The organism is Legionella quinlivanii (assembly GCF_900461555.1).
Taxonomy (GTDB): Bacteria; Pseudomonadota; Gammaproteobacteria; order Legionellales; family Legionellaceae; genus Legionella_C; species Legionella_C quinlivanii.
In genome coordinates, this window is sequence record NZ_UGOX01000001.1 from 1,739,122 (window position 1) to 1,752,643 (window position 13,522).

Here is a 13,522-nt window from a genome sequence, read left to right on the forward strand (position 1 = left end):
GAATCAATAACCAATGGTTGTTTTATGATTATAGATAGATTAAAAATAGTTGCGATAAGTTTGCTTCTGCTATCAATTATTGACAATAGCTATGCATCTATTGAAGAGCAACAAAAAATAAATAAACAAATCGTCACAGAGTTTTATAATAAAGCAATTAATCAAAAAAACTTCAAAGCAGCATCAAAATATCTGGGCACACATTACAAACAACATAATCCTGCTGCCGCTGATGGAGCTGAAGGTTTAAGAGCATATATTCAATACTTACTTGAATTTTATCCTAATTCTCATAGTGAAATTAAACAAATTTTTGCGGATGGGAACTATGTAATTCTTCATGTTCACTCTACTCGTGAGCCTGGAACTCGAGGTAGAGCTATTTTTGATTTATTCAAGTTAGAAGACGGGAAAATCATGGAGCATTGGGACACGATCCAAGATATCCCAGTAAAATCAGCCAACTCTAATAGCATGTTTTAAAATTATCACCACAAATTAGTGGCAGTTTACAGTAATCGAGATGACATTCTCTAGTAGTCCTCATCTGGTCAAGAAGTTGGAGTTATAGAAATAAAAGAACTCCGTGAAGTCTAGTTAATATATTTTTGCTAAAGAAGACGCTTCCACATGCTCGTGGTATCGTTTCACAGAGCGTGATTCGCCAAATAACCCGACGCGATAATAAGCGAATGCTTGAAGAATTGATTTAGTTCCTTTTTCTTTGTGATTTAAAAACTCTTCTAACGTTCCTGTGCTCTTGCTTTTTGCGTTATTTAGAGACTGTCGTAGTTCACTTACCTTGCGCACATTTTGTATTCCCACACAAAATAAACTAGCGCGTTCAATGGTGTTGATTGTATCTTGCATGATTATTGATAACTCTTCGATGGCTTTTGGATCATCCAGAGGTCCTTGAAGCTCAGGTGGAGTAGGGTGATGTTGTGGAATAGTTGCGCTCGTTTTTTCTTTGGAGAAAGCAAGCAGTTCTTCAATTGAGATTGGGATGCCTGATATTGCTGTAGAAATCCTGTTATTCTGAATGGGCTCTGCGGTCATATTGTAGAAAAAGCGATAAATAGACGGTCCTTCGTCTTCTCTCCTTCCTATAACCCGAATGGTCTGTATTGGATTGAAACAACCACTATAGAATCTATCAGGGTTGGGCTTGTCGGCGGCGCTAAGGAGAAAATGGCAGTTCCAGAGATCAAAGCGATAACGCTCTCCGCTTAGGACATTGAATAAATTATGTTTGTCAAAAAATTGCTCCAGCTCATCAATAACCCATATTATCGGAAGTTTTTGCAAAAGATAGGCATGAGGATTTAAACCATATAAAGAGAGTGTCTCAATCTTTAGATTGGTGGGAGAAGTCAATCGTGATAGGGGGCAATAGATAACTAGAAATCGTCCTTCACGATAGTTATTCAAGGTGTCTAGTGCAAACTTTTGGAGGAAGTAACTTCGTTGCTGGGCTGGTAAATCGTTAAGTAAAGCAATAACGGTTGTCACCGATTTTTGTTTATATGTTTGGTGGATTAAGTTAGATAAAGGAACATGACCTTCATTTTCGCTAAAGTGTAAATCTTTCGAATTGTTGCTGCTCGTTTCCAAAGCGTTTGCTAAATACTCCCGCATTCGTCGAAATCCAGGAATCCAGGGGTGTTTTTGTATATTTTCTTCAGTAAAAAAATCAGACAATGGGGGTGGTGATAAAACTAGTTTTAAACATAATTCTTCCTCAGAGTTCAAATACATCGAACCTAAAAAAGACTCGGTCCTCAACAATTTCTTAAATTCTTTTATAGTTAAATAATCAATCCCTTCCCAGAGTATATGTTGAAATTTAAACGTGCGATCTTCTTTTTTTAGTCGGGCTGCAACTGTTGCAAAAAAGTCACCACTCTCATGGGTAAGTTTTAAGCAGTCTCCTTGCGTGAAAAAATCGCGCTTCCAGTAAACGGTGAGCATAGTGTTTCTACATTATAACTAGTTGTAATTAAGCATATCGGGTTTGAGTTATAATGTCTAAACACGGTTTTATAGCTTTGGATCAGCAAGGATACTAAGTAGTGGCATTTTAGCTAAATCGATGAATTGTTCCCTTTTGTCTATAAAAGGTTGTAAGATCAGAAAGTGGGCACTAGACTTAACCAGGAACGCGCATCAGCGATGCGCCTGGAATTAATTCAAGGAGGAAGACATGAGCATTTTTGGTAGCATCGTTTCCGCAATTTTTGGAACTGCAAAAGCAGCTACAGCAGTGGTCACCGGCGGCAATACGGCGGCAGCCCCCTCTAACCCAAAGCCGATGACAAGAGCCGAAGTCGAAGCGATGATCCAAAATGTCGCCGATACTACTGGTCGTAAGGACTACAATTGGAAACAATCCATTGTCGATTTGATGAAGTTACTGAATCTTGATTCAAGCCTTAGCGCCCGTAAGCAGCTTGCCCAGGAACTTGGCTACACTGGAGCCCTCGACGGTTCGGCTGAGATGAATGTCTGGCTCCACAAGCAGGTTATGATTAAACTCGCCGAAAGTGGCGGTGTCGTACCTGATAGCCTTAAATAAAAATACGGAAAAGAACCAATGCGGTCCTCCGAGTGGCCGCATTTTGTATAAATTAAAGGGTAAATGATGTTATTGAATTAAATGCTTCTTTACATCCTTTCTTCACAACAGAGCCAGCTACTGCAAAAAGATTGTTTGTAAAATGATAGGAAATACTTCCCCATAAACTCCCATTATTTTTTCTTACCAGTTCTTCAGCATTAAAAGCCAAGTAGGTCGTCTGTAGTCTTGCTAATTAGAATGGGCTGAACCGAAGATAATACTTGTGAGACCAACAGTGCTGTGCTCTGCTAATTCTTTCTCAATGCCAATTTTTTCGAAAAAATAGCGAAAAAAAGGAGTGAGGAAGCCTCGAAAAACAATCTCCTCCATAATAGGGGCAAAAACGAGGGCCATTAGAGCTACTAAGTGCTAGCCACAGAGCGTCAAAAATTGAAATCCATTGGTAAACATATATTTTGTTTTTCGGAATGGGGCATTACCGTATAATTTGCATCAGTGATGAATCAAGAAACACTAAGTCTGATTATTTTGATAATCAGACCGTACTTAATAAGTGTAGTTAATGTAGTTAACGTTAGATTTGTGATGTAAAATTGCACACCTAACAGAGGTTACATAATGAAAGTACAAAAAATAAAACTTAGTCCTTATGAATACAGTTGGCTGGTATTAGATGATAATTATTTACCGATAAAACCAATTACTGACTTTATTCGCTATTTAAATGATATTGATAAATCACCATTTACAGTTCAAAGTTACGCACATCATTTAAAGCTTTTTTGGGAATTTTTAAATGAAAACCAGCTGGATTGGGCGAATATAAATTTTTCTAATCTATCTGCCTTCGTTGGTTGGCTCCGTGAGTTTAAAGCTGAACATAACATTATTGATTTCATTCACGACAATTCTAAGCGTAAGCCCGCTACAATTAATGTGATTTTAGGCTGCTTATCTAGTTTTTATCGTTTTCATAACCAAATTGGCAACAGTAACGTTACTATTACAGAGACTAAGAATATTCCTGGAGGAAATCGATATAAATCGCTTCTTTATCACGTAACAAAGAATAAACCCATTCAAAAACGTGTTATTTCACTTCGACAAGTTAAAGAGCTTCCAAAAACAATATCTGAAGATCAATTTCTGCAATTGAGTAATGCATGTACAAATTACCGTGATCGTTTTTTAGTAAGCCTTTTATTCGAAACTGGCTTGAGAATTGGACAAGCTTTAGCTTTGCGTCATGAGGATATAATTGCATGGAACAATGAAATTCACGTTAAATATCGTACAAATAATTTAAATCAAGTAAGAAATAAAACCTATAAACCCAATGTGTTACAAGTATCTAATCATTTTATTAATTCATACAGCATATATGTTAGTACATTAGATCAAAATAAGCTTACGGACTGTAATGCCCCCCAAATAAACCGGTCCACCTAGTTTTAAATTAACGACTAGGAATAGGACTAGTAATATGACTATAACAACAATAGAATGTAGCGAAATAATTCACTCCAGTCGTAAGCGAAAACGTTGGACAGCTTACGAAAAACAACAAATAGTTCATGAAACCTACCAAACAGGCGTAACAGTATCCTTTATTGCACGCAAACACGGTATTCCCCCCAGTCAACTATTTTACTGGCGAAAAATAATGGAGAATGGTGCATTGACCAGCGTTAAAACAGAAGAAGAAGTCATCCCTGAAAGTGAAGCCAAGGCGTTGAAAAAACGTATTAAGCAACTTGAGCAAGTTCTGGGACAAAAGACATTGGAAAATGAGATTCTGCGTGAAGCAGTTAAGCTGGGTCGAGAAAAAAAACTGATCTCGCGACAACCCTTGTACGGGATAAGCGATTTCGAATAAGAGCAGTTGCCAGGGCACTGCAGGTTTCTCGCTCCCACTTAACGCAGAGGTTGAAAAATATGGAACACTCCAGAAAACAAACGGTTAAAATACGTGATCAGGAACTACTGCCTTACATTCGTGAAATAACGGATAAACGGAGTAGCTATGGCTATCGTAGGGTTACAACGCTTCTTAATCATGAGTTAAAAAAGACAGGTCTTGCCTGCGTCAATCATAAACGTGTCTATCGTATTATGAAGCAAAATCAATTATTACTGCCGGCGTATGGCAAAAAACAAACACGAGTACATGATGGGAAAGTCATTACATTGCATAGCAACACTCGTTGGTGTTCAGACTGTTTTACCATACAGTGCGCTAACGGTGATAGAGTTCATGTCGCTTTTGCAATGGATACTTGTGACAGAGAAGTATTAGGCTATATTGCCTCGACAGTGGGCATTGATGGAGAAGCAATCAGGGACTTATTGCTAGAAAGTGTAGAGTATCGGTTTGGTGCAGCAGAATACATGCCCAAACAGATACAGTGGTTAACTGACAATGGCCCTTGTTATGTGGCAAGGGACACTGTTTCTTTTGCAAGAAACCTGGGCTTTGATGTGAGGACAACACCAGCATATAGCCCTGAAAGCAATGGTATGGCAGAAGCGTTTGTTAAAACGTTTAAACGAGATTATGTCGCTTTTTTTGATCTTGATGATGCGCAGACTGTTATGAAAAAGCTTCCTGAATGGTTTGACGATTACAACGAAGTTGCGCCTCATAAGGGCTTAAAAATGATGGCTCCCAGGGAATATATCAGGAGCTTATTAGCGGTGAGTTAGGTGGTTCGGTTTTATAGGGGCAACTCCACGGACTATGTATTTATAAACTTTTTAACTTATGCACCACTTACCTACCCTGCTGTTAAAAAAATATTCAACATTTTAAGTAAAAAATGTGATTTTTACATTAGACCACATATGCTAAGGCACACACACGCATCCTCCTTAGTAAAAGCAGGCTGGGATATGTCATTAGTTCAAAAACGACTTGGACATGCAAGTATAGAAACAACCATCAATACTTATACTCATATTGATAATAAGCAAATGAAAGATGCGTTTAAAAGTTATCTCTCAACAAAGGAGAATAACTAATGAAGCTTTCAAATTTAGCGCTAGAAAGAATAAATCAAATTTGATGAACTGTTAGAAAAGGATGTCTGGCTTGCTAGTGATGTAGGGTTAAAAGCTGACGCTGCACATAGTAGTTATAGGTTAAATTTTAATAATATTAAAACTGATTGGCTAAAAAGAGCAGCAAAAAAATTTGTTAGATTACAAGCAACCACTAAGGCTTTTTCAACATGCCGTGGCTATATAAGAAGCCTTGATCATCTAGATGCTTATTTAAACACGCTTAATGAGTATACTACCTCAAAATTTTACTCGCTCGCTCATGGTTGGATTTATTCAATACTTAGCTAAAAGAGAACTAAAGCCCGCTACAAAAAGTATTAGTTTAATGAACGTGCGGATTTTTCATCAAATTGCTTTACAAGAAGAATGGTTGAGTTTTCCTGATAAATCATTAATTTTTGATACTGATTTACCTCGAGATAGAGTTATAACACCCAAATACATACCTCAAGATGTCCTTAACCAGTTGAAAAAACATCTTCACTTACTTTCCGACTGGCTACAAAGATTTATTATTATCCTAATGGAAACTGGCAGGCGTATAAGTGAGGTGTCTTTCCTAAGATTTGACTGCTTAGAACAAGATAGCGATGGGGATTGGTTATTGCGTGTTTATGAGAAGAAACTTAAAAGAGAGCGTCTTATTCCAATATCACCAGGATGTGTTAAGGTTATTAAAGAACAGCAAAATGAATTGAAAAACAATGGGCTTTGCTCTCCCCTACTTTTTCCAAGTAGACGCCAGTCGAAGTCGCCTTCAATTTGCGCTCCTCATGTCAATCGTGCCCTAAATAAATTAGCTGTGAAGAATAAAATAGTCGACTCTAACGGTATGATTTATAAATTTAGCTCTCATCAATTTCGCCATACTGTAGGAACACAAATGATTAACTCAGGAGTTCCGCAGGTCATGGTACAACATTACCTCGGACATGAGTCTCCTGAAATGACAGCTCGCTATGCTCATATTCATAATTCAACGATGAAAGCCGCATTCGTAGGATATCAAGATAGATTAGTTGATATTCAGGGAAAAATTAATTCATCAGATGATCATTTAGACGCACGCTGGTTAAAGCAAAATATAATGACACAAGCCTTACCCAACGGATTATGTGCATTACCTCACTCAGCAAAAGTGTCCTCATGCTAATGCTTGCTTAACATGCACACACTTTAGAACATCGAAGAAACATTTAGCTCAACATAAATCACAACTTGAGGAAACTAATAAAATTATTGCTCAAGCGAATCAAAATGGTTGGAAACGTATTGAGGAAATGAATAAAGGAGTTGCTTCCAGTTTAACAAATATTATAGGCACTTTGGACGGGTAATCATGACAAAATTTATAAAGCAGACTGAGGGAATAGTAAAGGCTTCAAAAGAGAAAAAAATTGAAACCATTCAAAAAGTGGTAGAAGCTTTAGATCTTATGGAGAAAGAGTCGATTCCAATTAATTACCTTTCAGTTTATAAATTCACAGGGGTATCAAGAAGCTGGCTATATAAAGAGTCAGCTATTAAATCCCGAATTGAGAAAGCAAAGGAACGTGTTAATAATCAATTGATGCGCGATCAAGCCATTCAACTTAAAGTGAAAGAAAAAGAAATTGAAATATTATCAAAACAAAATAAAATGCTTAGAAAACAAATAGATGAGCTTAGAAAACAGCTTGAAGTTTCCTATGCTGCAATTTATAAAACAATAGGTACTAGATGAATAAAGGACTAAAAGAATTTAAACGGCTAATTAGAAACTATAAAACTTTTGTAAACACAATATTGTTGCTCTTATCAGGATATCTCCTGATTGTTTTATTAACTGATGCGATTAATACCGTTAATTCGGCTATAGAGGAAAGAGATAAACTTGTTATTTCAGAGATTCAAATGGTTGTTAAAGATCTTAGTGCCTCACAAATTCCTTCAGTAGAGAAAAAAATGTATTTTTTACCGGAGGCAGTCGCTTCACTCACCAATCTAGGGGTTAAAATACCCTCCTCTGCCGTTATTTATTTGATTTTCTCTTACGCTATGTGGTTAATATTTAAACGAAGTTATACCAGGCTGGAGGATGCCTTTTTCAATTGGCTAGATTAATCCAACTTAAATAATCAATAGCTGAAATAATTGCTTGAAGCGGCTTATGCTACTATTTATAAACAAGAATAATGTTTATAAGGTAAATGGTAAATAATGGAGACTGTTTTCATAGAAACTAATGCGATTAATTCATGTTTTGATGAAGGAATATCAGGCCAAGAACTTAATTCCATTCTACAGAAGAAAAAATTAACTCCTATTGTTAGTCAGCATTCAACTTATGAATTAGCTAGAACCTTTGTGGATCATAATACAAGAGAAAAAGGGAAAAAGCTTTTTAATATTTTATTTGATCTAAATCCAATTTATTCTTGTGAAACCAAAGAATTGTTAAAAAGAGAACTTACTCATCTTGAAAATAAAAATAAAAGTATTGATTATCTTATGGAGCCATCTATAAAGTCTAAATTAGATGAAGCATTGCACAATATCTGTAACGATAATATTAAAAGTGATTATTTTAAATTTATAAATGAACGAGAAATTGCGTTTGATTCAGATAAAAAGCTTTTTGAAAAATTATATGGAAATAAAAATGAGCCAAATTTTGACGCTTTTATTACAAAAATAATTAATAATAGAAATATTATTAAAATTATCCATGAGTTTACAGATATTAATCTTAATATAATTCAATCAGAAAAATTGATTTCGAGTATATCTTGCTATAAAGCTATTTATGCTGCTATTCGTGCAAACACCTACTTGAACTATTTGGCTATAAACAATAAAAAAATCCCTAAAAAGGACAGAACATATGATTATCACCATTTAATTGATTCAGTATATTGTGGTTATTTTGTTACAGATGATCGGAAATTAACAAAAGCAGCCCCATTTATATCATCTATTGAAATTATTTCATTTTCAGAATTATTAAATTTTTAGTTTTTTAAATTTGTATAGACGTAAACAGTTTTATATTAATAAAAGGATAATTTGATATGGATAAGAAATATTACGCTGTGGTCACCAATGAAAAAGAAAATGGAGATCATGACTTAGCACGATATAGTGACCGAAATAATGCAGATGCTGCTGCTAGAAAAAATAGAGGCAAGTTATACGAATATACACAGCCTATTCGAAATGGCGATGATCATAGAAAAGGAAAACTAATTGCAGATTATTCCACGACATAAACCGTTGTAGACTTAGCCTTCTATATGAAATGGCTTGTATGCCTATTTTTAAAAAGCATAATGACTGTATTTTTGTTGCACAGTTAAAAATGACAAAGGCTTCCGAAGAAGCCTTTAACGTGGCATCAACAAGGATTGTCATCTCCATTTTTGTTGTGCCAGCTACACTGGGCGGACCTTTGTGTAGTCTCGAATGCCTGATGCTAAAGCAGAGCAGGAACAATTAAATTATAGTAATTTCTACGATGAATTACAAATGATTTGTTAATTTGGATAAATTTAGCCCATGTAATACACATTTATAAATTTCCTTCATCTGCTCTCTCCCAAGCTTATTTCTAAAGTAATCTCTTTTTCCATCTACGGTACGCGTATTTAGTTTAATCAAATTTAACCGATGAAAGCCTACTGTATAAAGCATATCCCCCTTCACCCAACTTTCTCGCTCCTGAAAAATGCCAATCATAGGCATTGATTTTTTAGGTAGTAAATAATGATAAGGCTGAATTGGATCTGGTTTTACAGTGCTAAGAGGTACAATGGTTAACAATTTATCTCTGCCCTTCAGCGCACTAGATAAGACTATAACGGGTCGATTCTTTTTAACCATTTCTGGTTCTTTAAAATCAGAGAAATCACATAGCAAAATTTGTCCTGGATTTGGATGAAAAACTATAGCCATTCTTATTCTAAAACCTCTATTTTTAAGGCAGCAATCATATCAGGGAAATTATATTGAATCTTTAAAAACTTATGTTATTCTACACAAATAACGTTGACTACATTAAATACACTAATCCCATGGTACCTTTAATCTATATAATCAGGCTTAGTGAAAATGTGGAATAGGCGGATTCAACAAGCTAATGCAACGACCTTTTCTTCATCAAATGCCAGTTGGACTGCATAGCTTTGCTGGGATTTTATGGTCTTTTGACTTATTGGCTTTTTTTCTATAGAAAAAAGATTGATGAGATTTTGAAAATCCTGGCTCCTCTTCATCCGTACAGACGGTTTCAAAGCTTTCAACTCGGGAACTCGGCATGGCTTTTTTCCCAGGAACTGGAGTAATCTGTATTTCTTTTTTCTCAGGAACAGAAGTAAAAAGTCTGTCTAGATACAGATGATCATCTTCTACAAAATTTTCAGGCGTGGCGGATACAATCCTCTCCAATGGTCTGGGTGTCTTTATACGAGGATAACTTCTTAATAATTGCTTTAAACCTAGTGATCGCATTTCAAGAAAAACCTGATCTTCGATTTCTTTTGAGGAAATGGTTGTTTCTTTTTTATTCGCAGGCTTTGGCTTGTTCCTAAGCAGCTCTTCGAACGCATTCTTTTGTAAATCAATTCTTCTTAATAAACAGTTGACTTCTTTGATTATATCTTTAATTTTAGACAAATCTTGCTCAATCAAATGAAGATTTAAGTATAGTTTTCTTACCATTATCAGCAACACGTCAGATGATTGTTCTTTACTAATAGCTCTCAGTAAATTATTTGCGGTATGAATATGTCTATTAGACACGGTCGGTAAGGGGTTAAATTTAGTATCGTCTATGGATCCTAATTGAGTGTTTCCGGTTTGAGTCTGGGTTGAGGCGGCTATAAATAGCCAGCCTTCATTCTGTGAAAATTGAGCAAATTTACTAATTGCATCGCGAATAACTGTACACGTTGGTATTATCCAATTATCACTATAATCATATAAGAAAAAATTCAACAAAAAACTAACCTTTCTATATAATTTGAACAGCTTAGCTGGTCTTTTTTCATGATTTATCTCTACTAGTGCATTATTTGCTTCATAAAGAAGGTGATTTGAAAATGGGTTAATATAGTAGCCATCGCAGGTCTTTTTTAACTCAGTTAAGGCTTCATTCAGCAATTTATTTCTCCATACTTTTTAGTTTGTACTTATACCTTAAGTGCTGAAATTAAGGAATAGTCTCCACATCCTGCTCAAACATAATGATCCTTCATTCTTATTAACATTAATACTACAATTATCCCAAGAGGCAGCAGGCATTGGAGTGCATAGTATGGATAAAAAGATTGCGGTAATTACCGGATGTTCAAAAAAATCCGGCGTGGGTTATAACCTGGCTTGTGAACTGCTTGAACGAGGATTCAAAGTGATTGCCACTGTAAGAAATATAGAAAGATCGGAATTGAACAAGCTCAATATTCCCAAGCCTGAAAACTTAGACATTCAGGTTTTAGATCTTTGCCAAAAGGACTCCATCGATGCGTTTATCAAAAGGGTATTATCGAAATATTCCTATATTGACATCCTGGTAAACAATGCAGCCAATGTCGCAATCGGCCCTGTGGAATCAGCCGCTGAAGAAGATGTTTTAACGACCTATCAGACCAAAGTATTTGGCCCTTTGGCTTTAATTCGAGGGTTCGTGCCCGTAATGCGCCAACGCCGAAGAGGAATATTGACTACGACTTCCTCCATTTTTACTTCGCTGCCAATCAGTATGCCTGGCGTAGGAGTCTATTTTTCAGCTCTGGCGGCTTTTGAACGGCTGCAGGAATCACTGGCTATCGAGCTGGCACCATGGAATATTAAGGTAATTAATTTCCAGGCAGGGCCTATTGCTACGGAATTAACCCGATTTGAAGGGTCAAGAACCGATATTATTAATGAGCATTATAAGAATTTTACACAACAGGCCTATCAGTGGTATGACCCCTCTTCTTTTCAAACAGGAACAGAGGTTGCACAGGTTTTTGCAGAGGCTATTGAAGCGAAGGAGCCGGATTTATGTTATCAAAGCAGTACATTTGGGAGGAAACTGGTAGAGACCTATAGAGATGATGCCACTGGAAACCAGTCTTTTAATGTATTGGTTAAACATTTTGAAAATCTATATCATGAGGATGAATGTGACTGGAAAATTCAAAGACCGACAAATAGCTAAGTCGCCTTCTGCCCTTATTGGCCTGTTCTTGATCTATACTAATAAAAGCCCGTATTGATGGTTATTATGTATGAATCTAACCGAAGAAGATGCACTAAAACTACAGCGTCAACTAGCCCAATTACTCGAAGATTTTATTGAACAAATGCGCAAAGCCAATAAAGATCTTAATAGAAATATGGTGGGGGCATCTCCTTTTGAGGCTATAGCTCGAACTGAAAGCGCAAATGATGCAGCTTATCAGGGCTATCTTGCTGTACAAAAGCAGAATAATGCTAAAAGTGACGAGGCCTTCGACGCTTATAGAGAAACCTGTGAGCGCAATAATGCTAATTCGGCAGCTGCTTTTGATAGTTACAGAGCAGGAGAAATGACCTATGAAGAGGCGGTGGCGATTAAAGAAAAAAATGATTTAGCTAATGACAAGGCCTATGATTTTGCCTGCTCTCTTAAGCACCAGAATGATAAGGCAAGTGATAAGGCGTATGAGGCCTATTTGAACGCTTTTGATGCCAATACCAAAACCTGCGATCAATTTCTACAGAATCAGAACAACTGCTCGCTTTCTGATACAGTAAGCAGTAATTTAGCAAACAATCTCGAACTAACTCCAGAGAGCACCGTCGATGCAGAGGAGCAGGAAGCTGCCGAATTCAATGAAGAAGAAGCTCCTGAAGAGAATGCTTCTTCTTCATTACGCTAGATATTTAAATTTAACATTCAATCTGATCTAACAAGTCGATTTGCTCGTTTAGATTTCTCATCATATTTTCCCAATATACCGGTGTATTGAACCAGGGAAAACTCAAAGGAAATGCGGGATCATCCCATCGCTTTGCCAGCCATCCTGAATAATGCAGCATGCGCAGTGTGCGTAGAACTTCGATTAAATGACGTTCGCGCAGATTAAAATCCTGAAATTCATAATAGCCATTTAGAATTTTTTCGAGCTGTAACTCCATCTGTTTCGGCTCGCCTGAAAGTAACATCCAGATATCCTGCATCGCAGGTCCCATCAGGCAATCATCCAGATCTACAATATGCGGACCGGAATCCCTCCAGAGAATATTAGCGGCATGACAATCTCCATGTAGTCTTATCTGATCGAGGTCGCCTACCCATTCAAATATTTGGGCTATTTTCTCTAATGCTGTTTCAACGATTTTACAAAAATTAGAGATTAAATAGTCAGGAATAAAGTCTTGCTCCATAAGAAAACGATAGGGTTCAAAACCATAACTTTGTATATTCAGGGAAATGCGGTGCTGGAATGCTTGGCTGGCGCTGACACTATGCATGCGTCCTATAAACCGCCCCATCCATTCTAATTGTTCATCATTGTCTAACTCCAGAGCATGCCCGCCGCGCCTTGGGAAAACTGCGAATCTGAAATCCTGATGATGGTGTAAGGTTTGATCATTTACAATTAATGGAGCAATAACGGGAATTTCCTGTTCTGCCAACTCCAATGAAAACTGATGCTCTTCTAAAATTGCCTCTGAGCTCCAGCGATGAGGTCTGTAAAATTTCGCAATGAGAGGTTCAGAATCCTCAATCCCTATTTGATAAACACGGTTTTCATAGCTATTGAGCGCGTACAGGCTTCCTGTGCAAAGGAAACCGATGCTTTCAATTGCATCCAGAATAGTATTCGGATTAAGTGTTGCGTAAGGGGTTTGAGTATTTTGATTCAAAAGATTCTTGCC

17 protein-coding genes are annotated in these 13,522 nt (G+C 36.7%); 12 read left to right on the forward strand and 5 right to left on the reverse strand.

Translation table 11 applies throughout. The annotated features are described in order from the left end of the window. Window positions 1–24 precede the first annotated feature (24 nt). A complete protein-coding gene (locus DYH61_RS07475) occupies window positions 25–483 on the forward strand; it encodes a nuclear transport factor 2 family protein (protein WP_058506428.1) in 459 nt (152 codons plus the stop codon). A 114-nt stretch (window positions 484–597) separates the two neighbouring features. Here DYH61_RS07475 and DYH61_RS07480 read toward each other — a convergent pair whose 3' ends face one another. Then, on the reverse strand, window positions 598–1,971 hold the full coding sequence (locus DYH61_RS07480; protein ID WP_058506427.1) for a hypothetical protein: 1,374 nt from the start codon (window positions 1,969–1,971) through the stop codon (window positions 598–600). Between the two features lie 232 nt (window positions 1,972–2,203). Here DYH61_RS07480 and DYH61_RS07485 point away from each other — a divergent pair, with 232 nt between their 5' ends. Next, on the forward strand, window positions 2,204–2,575 hold the full coding sequence (locus tag DYH61_RS07485) for a DUF3597 domain-containing protein (RefSeq protein WP_058506426.1): 372 nt from the start codon (window positions 2,204–2,206) through the stop codon (window positions 2,573–2,575). 231 nt (window positions 2,576–2,806) lie between these two features. On the opposite strand, the gene DYH61_RS15975 is transcribed toward DYH61_RS07485, so the two are convergent. Then, the gene (locus DYH61_RS15975; RefSeq protein WP_083499145.1) at window positions 2,807–2,971 is read right to left on the reverse strand and encodes a CPBP family intramembrane glutamic endopeptidase; all 165 of its coding nucleotides are present in this window, start codon (window positions 2,969–2,971) and stop codon (window positions 2,807–2,809) included. A 225-nt stretch (window positions 2,972–3,196) separates the two neighbouring features. Between DYH61_RS15975 and DYH61_RS07495 the strand changes: the two genes are divergently transcribed. The 8 genes from DYH61_RS07495 to DYH61_RS07530 all read left to right on the forward strand — a co-directional run bounded on the left by DYH61_RS07495 (window position 3,197) and on the right by DYH61_RS07530 (window position 8,886). Then, window positions 3,197–4,027 (forward strand): site-specific integrase, encoded by an 831-nt coding sequence (locus DYH61_RS07495; protein ID WP_103989419.1) that lies wholly within the window; start codon window positions 3,197–3,199, stop codon window positions 4,025–4,027. A 34-nt stretch (window positions 4,028–4,061) separates the two neighbouring features. Then, window positions 4,062–5,281, forward strand: a protein-coding gene (locus tag DYH61_RS07500; protein WP_420812639.1) for an IS3 family transposase whose coding sequence is annotated in 2 segments (ribosomal slippage) — window positions 4,062–4,401 and window positions 4,401–5,281 — 1,221 coding nt in all. Because the reading frame shifts where the segments join, the coding sequence is not laid out codon by codon here. Continuing rightward, window positions 5,282–5,596: a tyrosine-type recombinase/integrase gene (locus DYH61_RS07505; protein WP_103989320.1), complete on the forward strand. Its 315-nt coding sequence runs from the start codon at window positions 5,282–5,284 to the stop codon at window positions 5,594–5,596. Window positions 5,597–5,861: 265 nt separating this feature from the next. Then, on the forward strand, window positions 5,862–6,791 hold the full coding sequence (locus DYH61_RS07510; RefSeq protein WP_234999848.1) for a tyrosine-type recombinase/integrase: 930 nt from the start codon (window positions 5,862–5,864) through the stop codon (window positions 6,789–6,791). A 186-nt stretch (window positions 6,792–6,977) separates the two neighbouring features. Then, window positions 6,978–7,361 (forward strand): DUF6262 family protein, encoded by a 384-nt coding sequence (locus DYH61_RS07515; RefSeq protein WP_058508280.1) that lies wholly within the window; start codon window positions 6,978–6,980, stop codon window positions 7,359–7,361. Continuing rightward, window positions 7,358–7,741, forward strand: coding sequence for a hypothetical protein (locus tag DYH61_RS07520; RefSeq protein WP_058508281.1), 384 nt, complete (start codon window positions 7,358–7,360; stop codon window positions 7,739–7,741). Before DYH61_RS07515 ends, DYH61_RS07520 begins: the two co-directional genes overlap by 4 nt. Before the next feature lie 96 nt (window positions 7,742–7,837). Then, on the forward strand, window positions 7,838–8,632 hold the full coding sequence (locus tag DYH61_RS07525; protein WP_058508282.1) for a hypothetical protein: 795 nt from the start codon (window positions 7,838–7,840) through the stop codon (window positions 8,630–8,632). A gap of 56 nt (window positions 8,633–8,688) precedes the next feature. Then, complete coding sequence (locus DYH61_RS07530) at window positions 8,689–8,886, forward strand: hypothetical protein (protein ID WP_058508283.1); 198 nt, start codon at window positions 8,689–8,691, stop codon at window positions 8,884–8,886. A 250-nt stretch (window positions 8,887–9,136) separates the two neighbouring features. Here DYH61_RS07530 and DYH61_RS07535 read toward each other — a convergent pair whose 3' ends face one another. Then, complete coding sequence (locus DYH61_RS07535; RefSeq protein WP_058508284.1) at window positions 9,137–9,568, reverse strand: type II toxin-antitoxin system PemK/MazF family toxin; 432 nt, start codon at window positions 9,566–9,568, stop codon at window positions 9,137–9,139. 204 nt (window positions 9,569–9,772) lie between these two features. Beyond that, window positions 9,773–10,774: a hypothetical protein gene (locus tag DYH61_RS07540; protein WP_058508285.1), complete on the reverse strand. Its 1,002-nt coding sequence runs from the start codon at window positions 10,772–10,774 to the stop codon at window positions 9,773–9,775. Window positions 10,775–10,928: 154 nt separating this feature from the next. On the opposite strand from DYH61_RS07540, the gene DYH61_RS07545 reads away from it, so the two are divergent. Next, window positions 10,929–11,816: an SDR family oxidoreductase gene (locus DYH61_RS07545; protein ID WP_058508286.1), complete on the forward strand. Its 888-nt coding sequence runs from the start codon at window positions 10,929–10,931 to the stop codon at window positions 11,814–11,816. Window positions 11,817–11,886: 70 nt separating this feature from the next. Further along, window positions 11,887–12,519, forward strand: a complete 633-nt coding sequence (locus tag DYH61_RS07550) for a hypothetical protein (protein ID WP_058508287.1) — start codon at window positions 11,887–11,889, stop codon at window positions 12,517–12,519. Between the two features lie 10 nt (window positions 12,520–12,529). Here the strand turns inward: DYH61_RS07550 and DYH61_RS07555 are convergent, their stop codons facing one another. Continuing rightward, the gene (locus DYH61_RS07555; protein ID WP_058508288.1) at window positions 12,530–13,510 is read right to left on the reverse strand and encodes a serine/threonine protein kinase; all 981 of its coding nucleotides are present in this window, start codon (window positions 13,508–13,510) and stop codon (window positions 12,530–12,532) included. Window positions 13,511–13,522 lie beyond the last annotated feature (12 nt).